The sequence below is a fragment of the Bacteroides sp. QWL-09 genome, assembly GCF_058683585.1.
On the sequence record NZ_CM178748.1, the window covers coordinates 2248394 to 2266318 of the forward strand.

Sequence of the window (17925 nt, forward strand, 5' to 3'; positions counted from 1 at the left end):
AAGGTAACAATATAAATTGGAAGTTTAAAAATCGAATGATCGAAAAATCATAGCAATTTGCTTAGACGTCCAACCAGCTCATCACCTAAAGCACTTTTATCTTCAATATGCTTAAGTACAGCAGTTACAAACGGATTACTCTCGAAATCACCGCGTACTTGTTCAAAGTCTTGTTTCATCTCATCACGACTGCCGTCTGCTCCAAAGCCAGTCATCGACGACAGCGAGAATTCCTTACGAGCATCCTCATAGACCAAACGATCTAATCCCACAACCGCCTCTTTCCACCGGTTTACCAAGCTTATAATATCGCTGGCGGTCACTAGTTCTAAATCCAAGCCATAAAATTCTTGAATCTTTTCATAAGCCCATGCCCACTCATAGACATAGTAGTTAGCATGCATCTGTTCAAAACAAGCATTGATCTCTTTAAGCTTATTAATCCGCCCAGCCTCAATGCCATCCAAAAGTTCATCAACCTCTGTCTTAGGAGCAATCAAGCCCGAAATATCCACCCATTCACCAAGTCCAATAAGAGTTTCTGGACGTAAACGTGCTCTCACTTCCTGCTCATTAGGAAAATCAAGGCCCTCCAAACGTTTGATTATTGAGTTACCTAGGAATTTATGTATAGCCGTCTCATAAAACTTCATTCCGTTGTTCAAAGACGAATTCTTTATTTTGGCACTTTGATAAGAGTAAATCTCCGAAGTCTCCCCGGATACTTTTTTGAGGTTTCTCAAAATAGAAAGCCCTTTAATCATTTTCTGAATCGTATAAGGACTTAACAAATTATAGTTGATAAAATCCAATCGATGAGTGTCTTTACGCTTATCACGCTTCGGCCATTTCTGAGCATCACGAATGGTTCCAACACTTCTCAGATTAACTCCGGGAACAAGGTAAGTCGTATTCTGTTGTTCAATCAAATAAGAGAAAGGCAAATCAGAAGTATCCGAATGATTGACATGTCGACCCATCACCAGAGAAAAAGCTCCAACACGCGCCGGCCAAAGGATATAAGAATCGGATGTTGTTTTAGCCCCTCGTTCAAGAGTCCCTTGATGAATAGGGCCAAGTTTATACATATGATTGCTCTGATTAGAGCCCGATCCCGCATTCATAAAAGAAAACATACCTGCAATCAGCAAGGTCGACTTATGATGAGTCACCGTATATGGGCCTGCAAAAATAGCACACGCTTCTCCATTTTCACCTTGACAATTGCTAAAAAACAAAGAGTCTGAAGCAGAATAGTTATGCCCCAACTTACAAGCCTGTCCCACGAAGCAACGCGTCAGCATCGTTCCATCATCGACATCCGACCCGGAAGAGATTATAAAATCGTCACAAATAACCCCATGCCCGATATGAACAGGAGCCAACTGATTACTGTTAATGCTTCCATTAAATAAGCGACAAGCCCCACAAATATGGCAGTGATCGCCTATTCTCACATTCTTGATCGATCCGGTATTGACAATCATCACATGATGCCCAATATTTCCAACATCAGAAGCATGCTTATTCGAGTAGAAATCGGCAATCGTTTTCATCCTATTGATCAATTCCGGACGATGGCGATACAGAGCCATAATATAAGCTTGATGAGCCGACAATTTATCATTGATTAAAACCTCTCGTCCTCCGGTTTCATTCAGAACCGCAACCTCTACCCCATTTCCAAAGGTTGTTCGTCTGTCCACCAAAATGATATCCACATTTTCAATAAAAGCATCATGTCCGATCTCGTAATTAGCGATATAATTTTGAATATTTTCTATACAACAATTATCACCAACGACCACATTATGTAATGTAACATGACGCAAACCACTATGTTTGCGAATACGACCCGGTAAAACAAATTCTTTTTCAAACACACCTAATTGAACTTTCCCGGAAAATCGAGTATGATGCACAAAATCAGCATCAAAATGATCAGCAACGGTAATATCAGCCCAATTATCAGCTAAACACGATTGGCTTTTCAACTGAAGAATTTCATCTTCAGTTAAAGCACGAAAAGTTTTTATCATAAATCTTTATCACTTAAAGTTATTCTTCAACGTCGTAGGTCTGATAAAGAAAATCATTATAAGGATATTTCTGCACATGCAATTCTTTAACTTTTTGATATACTGTGTCTTTAAAATCCTCTAAATTGATTCGTTCGCGGGCTGAAATAAAGAGGCAACTGTCCTCCATTTTAGCCATCCACGTCTTCATCAGTTCTTCAAGTGTTAAGTTTTCTTTTGTTCTGGGGGTAAGATCGTCGGGGGCTTTTTCGATATAGCTATAAGCATCTATCTTATTAAAAATTAGAACCATAGGCTTACCGGCCCCACCAATATCAGCCAAAGTCTTGTTGACCACTTCTATTTGCTCTTCAAATCCAGGATGAGAAATATCAACCACATGCACCAACAAATCAGCCTCACGCACCTCATCAAGAGTTGACTTAAAAGAGTCCACCAAATCAGTTGGCAATTTGCGGATGAACCCTACAGTATCGGAAAGCAAGAATGGTAAGTTCTCAATAATCACCTTACGCACCGTAGTATCCAATGTAGCAAATAGTTTATTCTCAGCAAAAACCTCACTTTTAGAAAGCATATTCATAATCGTCGATTTACCAACATTGGTATACCCAACTAATGCTACACGAATCATTCGCCCACGGTTCTTACGTTGAGTGACCTTTTGCTTATCAATCTCCGCCAAGCGCTCTTTAAGCAAAGACATACGATTCAAAATGATCCGTCGGTCCATTTCCAACTGCGTTTCACCAGGACCACGAAGTCCTACTGAGCCACCTTTCCCACTACCGCTACCGGAGCCGCCACCTTGTCGTTCCAAGTGAGTCCATAAGCGTTGTAAGCGTGGAAGCATATATTTGTATTGTGCCAATTCGACCTGCGTTTTAGCATTAGCGGTTTGAGCACGCATTGCGAAAATATCTAAGATAAGAGACGTCCGATCAAGAATCTTAATCTTCAGTTCTGCTTCAATATTACGAATCTGTTTAGCGGACAGTTCATCATCAAAAATCACCATACCAACCTCACGTTCAGCCTCCTCTTCTGCAAGCAGATACTGCTTAATCTCCTCCAATTTACCTTTTCCTACATAAGTCACAGAATTGGCAATAGGCAATTTCTGAGTAAAACGCTTCACTACCTCTGCCCCAGCCGTCTCGGCAAGGAAGGCCAATTCATCAAGGTACTCATTTGTTTTACGCTCGTCTTGAGTCTGAGTAATGATTCCAACAAGTACAGCAGTCTCCACCTTGGCCTCTGATATCACAAATTCTTTCATCTCTAAAAAATCTAATTGTTTTTCTTTGGGCAAATGTACGCGATAAATCTCAAAAACACACATAGAAGACTAAAAATGTGAGCATCACGCAAGTTCTATCCTCAAGAGCAAGAAGCTTTCAAGATGATCTTCTAACGAGATGATAAAGAAATCTCAAGTCACAAGTTTCTCGGAGTTAACAATTTAACAATCATATTTATAGCTTATTATCATCAAGACTCTGCCATTCTAATTCGCCTTTTTCAAATACGCATTTTCTATAAGAAATAATAAAAACAAACAGAATATTGACAAAAACCATTAATAATCAGGCTAATTGGTCCGAACGCACTATAAACAAGATGTTTTAAGAAATACAAAATGGGAGAACACCGAAGAAAGAGTTAAAGATATCCAACAAAATAACCATTCTACCAATTTTAATAAAAAACAAAGCTTTTTCCACAATTCTGTTGTGAAACATATATTTATTGATATTTTTGTATTCTTTTAATTATAGAGAGAATAATTATTCATTTTTATTAAGTTAATTTTTTGAGAGCATTATGAAAAGAAAATTAATGTTGCTATTATCATGTCTATTCATAGGCATTGGCTTAGCAACCGCACAAGTCCAGAAGATTTCCGGCTTGGTTGTTTCCGAAGAAGACGGACAACCCATCATCGGAGCTTCCATCCTAGTAAAAGGAACTACGGTAGGAACAATTACTGACATCGACGGTAAATTTACCCTTCCCAATGTTCCCAAATCGGCCAAATTACTTCAGATTTCCTACATCGGAATGCAAACACTAGAAGTTGGCGTTACGCCTAATCTAAGTGTGAAACTGAAATCAGATGCACAAAGCCTTGAGGAGGTAGTCGTAGTAGCTTACGGTACTGCAAGCAAGCAATCGATAACCGGTTCGGTAACTTCTATCAACTCGAAGGCACTTGAGACTCGCCCTGTAACAAGTGCAACAAGTGCAATCGAAGGAACAGCACCTGGTATTCAGGTAAACAACTCATACGGAGAACCAGGAAGTAATAAAGAAAATATTCGCATTAGAGGATTCGGTTCTATTAACGGGACAAATGCTCCTTTGATTGTTGTTGATGGGGTACCTTATAATGGTAACATGACGGATATAAACAGTAACGATATTGAGTCCATTTCTGTATTGAAAGATGCTGCTTCAGCTGCTCTTTATGGTAATAAAGCGGCTAACGGAGTTATTCTCGTTACTACCAAAAAAGGGAAAAGTGATAAGCTAAATATACGAGCTAGCATTCAACAAGGTATTTATAATCGTGCCATTCCTCAATATGACCATTTAGGAGTAAAAGACTGGATGGAAACTATGCGAATTGGATACAAACGTTATTTAATGGTAGATGGCAAAGACACTAACGGACAAAAATACGATGATGCCACAGCTTCTCGACTAGCTAGTTCAAACCTAATGAGCATCTTGAAAAGTAACATTTTCGACAAAAGCGATTCTGAATTATTTGATGCTAATGGCAAACTTGTGGCTAAAGTAAATCCGGGATATACAGACCTAGACTGGATGGGCGAACTTGAAAGGAACGGTCACCGACAAGAGTATAGCCTTAGTGCAGATACTGGTGGAGAAAAGTATGACTTATTTGCTTCATTCTCTTATCTCGATGAGAAAGGTTATATTATCACTTCAGATTTCAACCGCTTTACCGGACGTTTGAACGCAAACTTCAAGCCAACTAAATGGTTTAAAGCAGGTATTAACCTATCTACTACAATGTCAGATTCGAACTTTGCCAATAGTGCGAAAGGAACCTCATTCATCAATCCTTTCAACACAGCAGGTAATATGGGACCGATTTATCCTTATTATAAACATGACGGCAATGGGAAAATTGCAGTTGACGAAAATGGTCAGCCAATTTATAACCTAAACAATACAGATTATTTAGACAAGCGTAACATTATCTATGAGTTACGTAATGACGTAAACAACAGTAATCGTAATGCAATCAATGGACAGATTTATGGTACTGTAAATTTCTTAAAGGATTTTTCTTTCACAATAAAGAGTGATGTATACAACGTTAACCAAATCCAAAAGAAATACAACAACCCAATTTGTGGTGACGGTGAACCAAATGCCGGACGCTTATCCAAAACCAACTCACATGTATTCGATTATCGTTTTGCACAAGAGTTATATTGGGCACGTGAATTTCAAAACCATCATATCGATATTCTAGGAGCACACGAAGCTTTTAAGCATACAGATAGCTATGATTATTTCATGAAAGAGAAGCAACAAATTCTAGGCGATAACATTGAAGCATCTAACTTCTCTAAGCTAACGAGTGCCACAGGTGCGAAGGATATGTACACAACAGAAAGTTATTTATCGCGTGCTCGCTATAACTACAACCAAAAATATTACGTTGATGCTTCTTTCCGTTATGATGGTTCTTCTCGCTTCTATAGCCCCTGGGGACGTTTCTGGTCGATTGGTGGTAGCTGGGCTGTCAGTGAAGAACAGTTTATGAAAAAGTATGATTGGGTTAATAGCTTAAAACTACGTGCAGCATACGGCGAAGTCGGAAATGATGCTGGAGTAGAATATTATGCTTACAAATCACTTTACTACGCTGATACCAACTCTGGATTAGGAGCCTACTACAAATTGCAGAATCCAAACGAGAAGCTAAAATGGGAAAAATCGGCAACTCTAGATATCGCTCTTGAGGGACGTCTATTCAATCGATTCAATTTTTCGCTTGACTTTTTCAACAAGCAGTCGAAAGATCTATTATTTAAAGTCTACAATCCATTATCAGCAGGAGCTACCGATTGGTTAGGAAGTTCAGCAAGCGGCATGCCTACAGTCTTCAAAAACATCGGTTCTGTTCGCAATCTGGGATTAGAGGTTGCCATGGATGTTGATGTTATCAATCAAAAAGATTTGAGATGGAATGTTGGATTAAATCTAACTACAATTAACAATGAAATCACAAAACTACCTGACGGAAAAGACATCTTAAGTGGAATAAACAATTATAGCGAAGGACATAGCATATATGAATTCTACACTTACACTTTTGCAGGGGTAGACAAGCTTACTGGTCGTTCATTATACAACGCTGATCCAAGCAAGGTTACAGACAAGCTCAAAGCATCAGGCGATGTGATCACGATTAATGATAACGGAACAGAGAAGTACTATGTATACAACAACGCCTATGCACAAAAAGATTGGCAAGGTAGTGCATTACCAGACGTTTTTGGTAGCATCAATTCTTCATTAACTTGGAAAGATTTAACTTTATCAGTACTTTGTACTTATTCACTTGGAGGTAAAGTTTACGATTTCAATTATCAAAATATCATGACGACTTCGATGGCAGGACCAAGAGCCTTGCACCCAGATGTATTGAATGCTTGGAAACAAAAACCAGAAGAAAACATTGCTGCTGATTCACCAGATAGAATCGCCCCACACGCTCTACCGGCATTCGACCTTTCATCATACGATTCATACTCTCAAGGGGCCTCATCACGTTGGTTGACAAGTGCTTCATATTTTGTTGTTAAAAACATCAATTTAAGTTATAATTTCCCTGAGAAAATCACAAAACAGTTGGGACTTGGAGGCTTAAACATCTTTGGCGCTGTTGAAAATGCAGCAACCTTCACTTCAAGAAAAGGATTAAACCCACAATACAGTTTCAACGGTTCACAGGATAACACATTTGTTGCAGCACGTGTATATTCATTCGGTTTAAATTTAAGATTCTAAATTAAAAGACTTATGAAATCAATAATAAAACTAGCAGCTTTTTTATTCAGCTGCTCATTCATCATCAGTTCATGTTCAAGTGACTGGTTAAAAACAAGTCCTACAGACTCCGCATCTGGCGATGAAATTTTCTCATCGACAGAAAATGCCAAACAAGCCATCAACGGATTATGTAAAATAATGATTTCACAGCATGGAAGATATGGGCAATCGTTTAATGGAGAAGGTAGCATGAAACTTCTATACGGAGAATACCCTGGGCAAGATCTGAACTTCCCATACATGAATCCAGGATGGTCACCTATTATGAATGGTACAATAACCACAAATACAACATCCAAGTACAATGACTATCCATGGTATTATTATTATCTGATCATTGGAAATGCCAATGCCATAATCGCCAAAATCGATAATGCTGAGGGACGTGAATCTGAACGTCAGTTCATCAAAGCCGAAGCCTTGACTTTCCGTGCTTATGCATTCAGTCGCCTTATCACTGTTTATTGTGACAACTGGTCAAAAAGCAACAAAGGCACATCAAACGGAATCGTCCTTCGCATAGATGAATCAATAGGTGACATTCCACTTTCCACATTAGCGGAATCTTATGATCAGATTTACAAAGATTTAGATGCAGCAATCGATCTATATCAGAAATCAGGATTAACCCGTGAAGAGGTTTACAATAAAGCAGCAGACACCAACTGCTTTCCTAACGAAAGCGTTGCTTATGCTATTTATGCACGTGCAGCTTTAGATAAAGAGGATTATTCAAATGCTCTTAAATATGCTAAACTTGCTAAAGCAGGATATCCTTTAATGTCAGTCAACGATTATCGCAAAGGTTTTGCCGCACCAACATCAGAATGGATCTGGAGCATCTATAATGATGAGAATGAAACGATTTACTTTTTTGGATGGCAAGTTTATATGGCATGCAATGGTAATGGAGCTAACAGTAATCTTAATGTATGTATTAACAAAGCTTTGATCGAGCAATTTCCGGAAACAGATATTCGCAAAGGTTTATTCTTGACAGAAAGCCGTTTCTTGCCAACTGGAAAAACTTATTTGGATGTCGTAGCAGGAGATGAAGCAGGATCACATAATGGCGAATTCACCGATCAAGAAGCTTATGATAAAGCCAATGATTATGTAAAAAGTCTAATTAAGAGTAAACAGCTCCCAGCTGGAACTCCTGAACAAGCCTTTTCATATGCAAACTTAAAATTCCAGGCAACAGCACAACCTGGGGTTGGTTGCCAACCAATCATTCGTTCGTCAGAAATGGTTCTTATCGAAGCAGAAGCTAATTATCATCTAAACAAAGCAACAGATGCACAAGCCAATCTAGTAGAACTAAATGCCACATCTGGTCGTCAGCCGAATTATTCTTGCTCAAAAACCAATGACGAGCTTTTAAAAGAGATTAAACTTTATCGTCGCCTTGAACTATTTGGAGAAGGCTTCAGCTGGTTCGACTGCAAACGTTGGAACGACATGGTTGTAAGAGAAGGTTTTGCTAACGGAGGTAATTATTACTCAAGTGTTGCCGGAAGTTACGGTTCTAAAGAATCATTCTGGAAATGGAGTATTCCTAAGCGCGAAAGCGATTACAACGAAAACATAAACTAACCTGTTTTAGAAAAAGAAATAGGCCCTTGACTATAAGGAAAAGGTTTTAAGATTATATGAGGCAAGCTTACAAAAGTTTTAACTCAATAGTTTTAAGACCTTTTCTATAATGATTTATCACCTCTAAACAACTTTCATTGATAGTTGTCCCGAAGTTATATAAGTAATCTTATTTAAATTTATAGAATATAATTCCATAGCATGCTAGCTGTAGAAATATATTTATTAATAAAACAGACTTATATATCACTCCAATTCTTAATCACTAGAAACCGTCTTATTCATCAAGCGGCTTGCTTGAGATACAAATGGATCAGACAATAGTCAATACTCACATTCAGTTTATTTACCGATCAACAATAGTATAAATAACAATATACTATATACCACTCTTAAAATAATGCAAAAAGGCCATAATAGATAATTTCTATTATGGCCTTTTTAAAAAAAATATTATTTTTATTAGATATATATTATCAATACCCCTTATTTTGCACTAAGGCTCCTTTTGATTTCTCCACGTCAGAACTTGGTATTGGAAGAGCAAACAAATTATTAGGATAAGTTATTGCAGGTGCTGAAGCACTTCCTCGTCCCGCAGGAATACCTATCTCATTACGGAATAAATCAAAACTAGCATGCCCTTCAAAAGCAAGTTCTCTTCTTCTTTCAAGTAAAATTTCGTCTAACAGCGCCTTTGCATTAGCAAAATCTGCAACAGCAAATGTTTTTCCAGCCTCAGAACGTGAATGCACTTCAGATAAAAGGGTGACAGCAACAGGATCAACAGTATTATTCTTCTTTACTAAAGCTTCTGCTTTATTCAATAAAATTTCTGCATAACGAATAATAGGAGCCCAGTCAGCAGATTTCTTTCTGTACTTATTACAATAGAAAGCACCACCATTTTCTATTAAGCCCTCAGTTTTTCTAGTATCTGTTGCGCTCAATAGATTTAAATACTGTGTACTTACAGTTATGTCAGCTCTTGCACTAGCCCCATAATGTTGTCCTAATGAATTATTTGTATTAGGATTATCTGTTTGATTCATCGCTACAAAAAAGATTATTTCAGGAGACGTTTCTGGAGTAGTAAACACATTCACCACGTCTGAGTCTAAAGAGTATTTCCCCAATAACTGATCTGCATACACTATAGCGTTAGCATTATCACCACGATAAAGATAAACCCGACTTAACATCGCTTTAGCAGCATTTACTGTTGTTCTTGCTCTATTAGAATAATCAGCTCCCCAATTTTCATTTGCATTATCTTTTGCATAAGTGAGATCATCAATAATTAACTGATAACAATCATTAATTGAAGATCTAGAAACTTTAATAGCTTCAGTAAACCCTGTTTTACCGTCATAAGAGTTAATAATCAAAGGAATACCTAAATTTTCAGAGTCCTTGACATACATTTGTCCCCAGAAATTCAAGGTATAAAAGTATGCTACCGCACGTATAAAACGTGCTTCAGCCGCAAATTTCTTAAATTCTGTATCATCAATAATTTTATTATCCACAGCGCCTTGAATCCCTTCTAGAAATAAATTACACTCTGCAATTGTTCTATAGGCTCCTTGCCATGCGTCCTCAACAGTTGCATTACTAGATGTTGCATTAAAATTTGATAACCCGCCAAAGTATGTCGGAGGATTTACATCAATACCGCGTGCATCAACATATATTTGCGCACGTCCACCTAAAAATTCAGCATTTTGCAAGGCATCATACATCCCTACAGACGCAGCTTCTATTTTTTCCTTACTAGAAAAAATCTGATCAGCAGAATCTCCCATATAATAAGGGTTATCATCAAGTACCTCAAATGTACAAGAAGATAAAAGAGCAGTGCTAATAAAAGCTGATAATATATATTTATTCAAATGTTTCATAATAACTAAGAATTTAGAAATTAATATTTAAACCAAAGGTAAATGATCTTGGATAAGGAACAGAACGATTATCAAAACCGACAGAAATATTGGAATTTCTGTTAGTGCTAATTTCAGGGTCAGTTCCAGAGTAACCAGTCAAAACAGCCAAGTTAGAACCACGTAAATAAAAACGGATCATAGATATTCCGATTTTTGATGTCCATCTAGTTGGGACATTATAGCCGAGGGTAATATCTCTTAAACGAAGGAAATCCGCTTTCTCCATAAACAATGTAGAATTTGCCTGCAAAGAAGTACGATCCCCATGATATAACTTAGGAATATTAGTTTTTTGTCCTGGAGCAGTCCAACGATCTAGTATTTCAGTGATGTTATTATTCATAAGAGTCGTCAAAAGTCCTGATCTTGTATAATTCATCAAATAGTTACCACCAGCAAACTGCAAGCCCACTGTTAAATCAAAATCTTTATAACGAACAGTATTATCTAAGTTACCATACCATTTTGGTGTTCCAGTCTTACCATGTTGAATTTCTAGATCGTCAGTACCAAGAGGAGTTGCTTTAGTACCATCAGCATAAGTCCATCTATCTGCCTCAGCAATAGAGTAATCAGCATTGTAATATTTAACCTTATTGGTTGCATCATAATAGCCAGCACGTCCTGTTTCTGAATCAACGCCAGCATAGCGATATAAACGCCAAACACCTAAAGGTTCTCCAACTTTAGCACAAGCAGTTGCAAGAATATCATCTCCAGCTAACTTTGTTACTTTGTTCTTTACTGTAGTAAAGTTCAAAGAAGAGTTCCACTTCCAATCATCAGTATTAATATTAGTTGTATTCAACTGGAGTTCAATACCCTCGTTGTACATACTACCGATATTTGTCGTTATTTTAGAATCAGGTAGTCCTGCGATATGAATTACCGGGGCATCCAAAATCATATCACGTACATTTGTTCTCCAATAGTCAAAAACAACATTAATACGACCATCAAAGAAAGAGGCATCTGCACCAAAGTCTATTTTTTCAACTTTCTCCCATTGCAATCCAGTATTTCCTACTTGGCTCATTGACACACCATTAATATCTGCATATTGGCCACCTGCAAAGAGAGTTCTATATGCATATGGATCTACATTGCTATTTCCGACCAATCCCCAGCTAGCTCTAACCTTAAGGTCTGTTAAGAAATCAACATCTTTCAAGAAGCTTTCTTCTTTCATTCTCCAAGCTGCAGAAGCTCCAGGGAAATACCCCCAACGAGAATCTCTATAGAATCCGGAATAAGCATCTGTACGGAAAGATCCTTCAAAGAAATAACGGTTATTCCAATTATATGTAACGCGAGCAAAATAACTACTCAAACCCCTAGAGTTCATCGTTCCACCAGAATAATTATCAACATACAATCCATCTAGGATATTTTGGTAGGTATCAAAAACAAAGTTACCTGCACCTGAATAAATATCCTTATATGTACGTTTTTCATATTCCAACCCTGCCATAACACCAACCGAATGCTCTTTTATGTTAAAACTGTAATTCGCAAAGTTTTGCCAGTTCCATTGTCTTAACCAAGCTGTATTGTCTTGAACCAAACCATTATAAGCTTTACCTAGACCAGCAACCCTTGGACTACTATATTGATCTTCAAAGTTAGTTAAGTTATCAATGCTATATTTCGTTGTAATTTTCAAATTCTTAATAGGTGTCAATTCAATATAGATATTACCTAAAAGTCGTTCAACGGTATTTGCATTGCGTTGCAAATCCAAAGTTGCCACAGGATGATTAAAAGAATTCAAATAAGTTTTAACTCCATTATAAGAGTAAAGATTAGCTCCACGCCCTAATAATCCGTTACCATCTAAACTATAATCCCCATTTAGCATAGAAGGTACATTAGGCATTGCATTATATGCTGCGACAGTTACACCAGCTAAATATCCATCAGATAAAACACCATTATTTTCTGTCTTAGAATAATTGGCAGAGAGTCCAACTTTCAACCATTTATTTGCTTGAACATCACTATTTAAACGTATAGAATATCTTTCAAGAGAGTTACCAATGGCAATACCATCTTGTTGCGTCCAATCAGCAGATCCATATAGGCTCATTTTGCCAGTTCCTCCAGAAACAGAGAGTGAATGATTTTGTGTAAATCCTGTTCTAAAACATTCATCAAGCCAATCTGTTTCACTCTTATTACTATCCCAAGCAGCAATTGTAGTTCCAGCTCCCCATCTATTAGCAGCTTTTTCATTTGTTATATCAATGAACTCTTGCCCATTTAATAAGTCCGGCAAATTAGCAGCTGTAGATACTCCAACATATCCATTATATGAAACATTGGCTTTACCTTCTTTACCTCTTTTGGTTGTTATCATCAAAACACCATTTGCTGCTCTAGAACCAAATAAAGCCGCTGCTGCTGCATCTTTTAAAACCTCCATACTTTCAATATCGTTAGGATTAATAGAAGCCATTGGATTAAATCGAGTTCCATTACCTCCATTAAAAACGTTAACGTTTGATTTTTCAGAAACAGGTACCCCATCAATTACCACAAGTGGCTGAGATGATAGAGAGATTGAATTAGTACCACGTACACGAATGCTAACCCCGTCAGCTAACAATCCAGAAGACTGTGTAATTTGCACACCAGCCATTTTTCCAGACATTGCTTGATCAAAACTCTGTACTGGAAGATTACTAATTTTGTCCCCTTTCAATTGTGCACTTGAACCTGATAGTGATGATTTTTTCATTGACCCACCATAAGCAGTAACAACGACCTCATCTAATTCCGCAGCATCTGATTTCAGTACAATCTTCACATAAGATTTAATAGCAACATCCTGCGTTTTCATTCCAATGTATGAAACTTGTAGAAACTTAGAACCAACAGGAACACTTGGTAGCGTGAAACCACCATTCAAATCAGTAATTGTACCTAGGCTCGTACCTTTTACTAATACAGAAGCCCCGACCACTGGCTGACCGTCTTCTTCAGAAATTACCAAACCGGACACTTTCTGAACTTGAGCAGTAGCTAAGCCAATACCTACAAAAAGGCATGCTAATAAAAGCATCAATTTTCTTTTCATAAATTCTCTCTTAAAGTTTAACTTAACATTATTTATTTTCTCTAACAGATTGCAAATATATTAATAAATATAAAACAACCAATTTTTTTTATAAAAAAGCAGATAAAAAACAACAATATGTTAAATATAACACACTTTTATGTTATAAAACACAATAAAAAAGAGGTTTATAGTTGAACAAAAACAAACAAAAAAGTATAAAGATACAAATCATAATCACACACGCAACAACAACAATCAGAAATTGTGATACAAAAACAAACAAATTATAAACATATTTATTTCACAATCTTTTTTATAAAAAAAAACATAAAGACAAGAATAAAAAACAAAAAACAGACAATCTGTACAACAATCATCTAAAGATCAACAACTTTGAATAGTACAAAAACAAGAATGGTTATAATAAAGACAATTCTCTATTATAACCATTACAGTCAGAAAAAGGAGTATTATACTTACAATATCCCTTGTTTTATAACATCAATCATAATCGGTTTCAGTCCGCTAACAAAACATTCAACGGCAATAACCATCAAGATAAGCCCCATAAGACGCATCATCACATTATTCCCGGTTTCTCCCAACAGTTTAACCAAACGAGTAGAAGCTCTCAATATAAAAAAGGTGATCAAGTAGATGAGCGCAATCACTCCGATGAGCACCCCTTTAAGTTCAATCGTATAGGCATCCTGCATTAAAACAATCGCATTTGCTATTGCTCCGGGGCCACACAACATCGGAATACCCAACGGGGTAATAGAGATATCATCCGCATACGTTTTAATTTCCTCATTATTCAACTTCATGGGCGTATAACGTGCTTGAAGCATATCGAATCCGATTTTAAAAATAATCACTCCACCGGCAATACGAAAGCCGTTAGTAGAGATACCAAAGAATTTAAAGAGGAACTGACCAGCAAAAACAAAAACCATCAAAGTTAAAAAAGAAACAATGGTAGCACGCCTTACAATAGCTTTTCTCTCCTTATCACTCATTCCTTGGGTCATGGTCAGAAAGACAGGCATCGTTCCCAAAGGGTTAGTCAACGTAAAGAACGAGGTAAAACACAGTAAAGCAAAAGAAAATAAAGTCGTATTCATCATCCGTCAATAATTAAAGATGTAATATTGAAATTAGTTGTTGCAAATCATTAATACTATAAGTCGGAGTAAAAGGAAATTCCGTACGGTTATTTACGTTATAAAAGACTTGGTGCATACCAACTCCTTTAGCACCGGTAATATCAGCTTCCCAGCTATCCCCTATCATCAATGAATCTTTCAGTTCAGACTGGGTAGCAGACAACGCAAAATGGAAAATCTGAGGCCAAGGCTTCATCACACCAATATCCTCCGACAAGATCACCTTTCTAAAGAACGAATCCACCCCGGAAGAGCACATCTTCAGAGATTGCAGTTCTCTAAAGCCATTAGACAAAATATATAAATTATATTTAGGGACAAGATATTCCAGGACTTCCTTAGCATGCGGCATCAATTGCTGTTTAGTCGGAATAATCCGAAAGAAATCATCAGCGTACCTTACTGCCAGATCATCATCATGAACACCAACCGACCTCAACGGATAAGCAAAGCGCAGACGGTTCAACTCCTCCTTAGAAATTTTACCATCACCATACTCCACCCACAACTGCGTATTCTTTTCTTGATAAAGCGTATAATAATGATCGAACGATTCAAAATAACGAAAGAATGCATACTTATCGTAAACCTCCTCAAACGTATCACGCGCATTGGCAGAAAAGGCCCAAATCGTATCATCTAAATCAAAAAAAAGGTTTTTATACTTCATCCCATTTATTTAATTTACAAAAAAGCCAATGTACTAAAGAGGAGTTTCCTACAAATTAGTACATTGGCAAATTCATTTCAAAGCGTCTATTACTTGACCTGAATAACCAAATATTTAGAAACACTCCAGAATTCTTTCGGACTATTGATCTTCAACGTCAGCTGTCCTTTGTCATCCTTCGCCAACTCGTACGAACTAGCAGGATGAGAGGTTAGGAGTTCCGCACGTTTAGAATACAATCTGATCTCCTTAGTTGTACGAATATCGATCTGAGTAAAGTAATCCTTATTAAAATCACTACCTTTAAGGACATCTCCACTCTTAAGAATCTTTTGAGATTTCAACTCAGACTTAGTACCAAACACAAACCAAGCCGAATTCAAATTCTTGTCTTGTTCAGCAACCGTTTTAGCCTTAGCTTCATTTTCTGCAGTCAACGACTCCTTATCTGCCGTCAAATCACTAACAGCAGCATCCAACTCCTGAATACGGATATTCTTCGAAGCCAACTCAGCTTGAAGTTCCTCAATACGTTGTTGCTTAGAGTTCAATTCAGCTGTCAAAGCCTCAACCGCCTTCTTCAATTGAGAAGAGTTATATTTGCTACTCTTCAACTGAGATTGCAATTTAGCGATCTGAGCTCTATTCTCTTCCATTTGTTTAGTAATAAACTCGATGTCAGAAGCAATTTGTTGTTTAGCGCTTGCCGCATTTTCAGTGATCGTGCCCCGTTGCAAGTCCACACGACTCTCAGCAGCATTAATCTTACGGAACCCATCCTGTACTTCATTAAAAGTTCCCATCATATCGTCCAATTCAGCATTACGCTGCGCCAACTCCATCAACAACGAATCATTTTCTGCTTTAAGATCTTTATTACCGCTCTTAAAACCATCACACGAAGCAAAAATAGCTCCGCACACTAATAAAATAGCTAACTTTTTCATACGCTTACGTTTTAAAACTAAAGTTATTTTAATCCTCACTTCCAGCAACCACAATCACAATTTCCCCACGGGGAGGTGTTGCCGTAAAATGAGCAATCAATTCATTCAATGTTCCACGAACCGTTTCCTCATGCAACTTCGAGATCTCACGAGAAACCGACGCTTGCCGATCACCCCCAAAATGCTCCACAAACTGAGTCAAGCATTTCACTAAACGATGCGGAGACTCATAAAACACGATGGTGCGGGACTCCTCAGCCAAAGCCTTCAACCGCGTCATTCGTCCTTTCTTCTGAGGCAGAAAACCCTCGAAGCAAAAACGATCGTTTGGCAATCCCGAAGCCACCAAAGCAGGAACAAAAGCCGTTGCTCCAGGCAAACACTGCACCTCAATACCATTCCGCACACACTCACGAACGACCAAAAATCCCGGATCAGAGATCCCAGGGGTACCGGCATCCGAAATCAGAGCTACCGTTTCCCCTCCCAACAATCGGTTGACCACACTTTCCACACTTTTGTGTTCGTTAAACTTATGGTGCGACTGCATTGCATTTTTAATTTCAAAATGCTTCAACAGAATACCGGAAGTACGTGTATCCTCTGCCAATATTAAATCAGCCTCTTTCAGAACCTTAATCGCCCGAAAGGTCATATCCTCTAAATTTCCAACCGGCGTAGGCACTACATATAGTTTTCCCATATTTCTCTATACCTTATTATATGCTAAAAGAATTTACGGACATACTCTTTCAAATCCAAGAAAGCAGAATTATCATCCGCCACTTTTAACTCTTCATCCAAAAAGGCCATCGCTGCATCAAAAGAACTCATCTCACCCGTTTGTTGCAAGACCCTGTTCATACGCGAGTTATCATGATCAAACAACTCACGCGAAAATCGAAACGAGTCGTTCAAACTCAATGCCCCTTTCAAGTCGGCCCCTGTCTTAATTTTATCTCCCAAGACTATCTTTCCGGGTAGTGGAGCGACTCCCTCTTTCGTTGGGCAATCCTCTTTCACGGGTTCAAACGCCACCTGATGATCAAGCAAAGGTTCAGCCGTTTGTTCCTCAACCAGTAGTTTCAACGGTTCATCATTCCCCTTAATAACCGGTTCCTTCTCAACCTCTTGCTTAGGAGCAGGAGCCACCACTTCTTGAGCCAACGGTCGAACAGACGACCGATCAAGTTCGGACAATAACTCATCCAAATGATCACGCATTTGAAAGACATTTCTTTTAGCCACATTCCGCAAAACAGGATTAGCATCTTGTGCCATGGCATTCAACACACATTTCAGTTCTTGAATATCCAATTCAATGTCAGTCAGCAATCTATTCATTACCCTCATTCTCTTTTCCAAACAATATCGCAAATGTAGAAATAAATAATTAAAAACCTTCCAAAAGC

Annotated in this window: 11 protein-coding genes; 2 read left to right on the forward strand and 9 right to left on the reverse strand. The window is 37.9% G+C overall.

Translation table 11 applies throughout. The features are described 5' to 3' along the window. Positions 1-47: 47 nt before the first annotated feature. Positions 48-2039 (reverse strand): DUF4954 family protein, encoded by a 1992-nt coding sequence (locus AC4PG5_RS08840; RefSeq protein ID WP_492028568.1) that lies wholly within the window; start codon positions 2037-2039, stop codon positions 48-50. A 19-nt stretch (positions 2040-2058) separates the two neighbouring features. Continuing rightward, positions 2059-3318 (reverse strand): GTPase HflX, encoded by a 1260-nt coding sequence (hflX, locus tag AC4PG5_RS08845; protein WP_492028569.1) that lies wholly within the window; start codon positions 3316-3318, stop codon positions 2059-2061. A 545-nt stretch (positions 3319-3863) separates the two neighbouring features. Between hflX and AC4PG5_RS08850 the strand changes: the two genes are divergently transcribed. Both AC4PG5_RS08850 and AC4PG5_RS08855 read left to right on the forward strand, forming a co-directional pair. Continuing rightward, on the forward strand, positions 3864-7091 hold the full coding sequence (locus AC4PG5_RS08850) for a SusC/RagA family TonB-linked outer membrane protein (protein WP_492028570.1): 3228 nt from the start codon (positions 3864-3866) through the stop codon (positions 7089-7091). A 12-nt stretch (positions 7092-7103) separates the two neighbouring features. Beyond that, the gene (locus tag AC4PG5_RS08855) at positions 7104-8729 is read left to right on the forward strand and encodes a RagB/SusD family nutrient uptake outer membrane protein (protein WP_492028571.1); all 1626 of its coding nucleotides are present in this window, start codon (positions 7104-7106) and stop codon (positions 8727-8729) included. A gap of 476 nt (positions 8730-9205) precedes the next feature. On the opposite strand, the gene AC4PG5_RS08860 is transcribed toward AC4PG5_RS08855, so the two are convergent. The 7 genes from AC4PG5_RS08860 to AC4PG5_RS08890 all read right to left on the reverse strand — a co-directional run bounded on the left by AC4PG5_RS08860 (position 9206) and on the right by AC4PG5_RS08890 (position 17857). Continuing rightward, complete coding sequence (locus AC4PG5_RS08860) at positions 9206-10630, reverse strand: RagB/SusD family nutrient uptake outer membrane protein (RefSeq protein WP_492028572.1); 1425 nt, start codon at positions 10628-10630, stop codon at positions 9206-9208. A 13-nt stretch (positions 10631-10643) separates the two neighbouring features. Next, entirely contained in the window at positions 10644-13748 is a 3105-nt protein-coding gene (locus AC4PG5_RS08865; RefSeq protein WP_492028573.1) for a SusC/RagA family TonB-linked outer membrane protein, read from the reverse strand. Positions 13749-14206: 458 nt separating this feature from the next. After that, positions 14207-14854 carry a MarC family protein gene (locus AC4PG5_RS08870; protein ID WP_492030725.1) on the reverse strand — a complete coding sequence of 216 codons (648 nt, stop codon included), beginning with the start codon at positions 14852-14854 and terminating at the stop codon, positions 14207-14209. A gap of 13 nt (positions 14855-14867) precedes the next feature. Continuing rightward, entirely contained in the window at positions 14868-15566 is a 699-nt protein-coding gene (locus AC4PG5_RS08875) for a YjjG family noncanonical pyrimidine nucleotidase (protein ID WP_492028574.1), read from the reverse strand. Positions 15567-15655: 89 nt separating this feature from the next. Then, positions 15656-16513 (reverse strand): Cbp1 family collagen-binding glycoprotein adhesin, encoded by an 858-nt coding sequence (locus tag AC4PG5_RS08880; protein ID WP_492028575.1) that lies wholly within the window; start codon positions 16511-16513, stop codon positions 15656-15658. Between the two features lie 28 nt (positions 16514-16541). After that, a complete protein-coding gene (rsmI, locus tag AC4PG5_RS08885) occupies positions 16542-17216 on the reverse strand; it encodes a 16S rRNA (cytidine(1402)-2'-O)-methyltransferase (protein WP_492028576.1) in 675 nt (224 codons plus the stop codon). 23 nt (positions 17217-17239) lie between these two features. After that, the gene (locus AC4PG5_RS08890) at positions 17240-17857 is read right to left on the reverse strand and encodes a DUF8457 domain-containing protein (RefSeq protein WP_492028577.1); all 618 of its coding nucleotides are present in this window, start codon (positions 17855-17857) and stop codon (positions 17240-17242) included. Between the last annotated feature and the right edge of the window lie 68 nt (positions 17858-17925).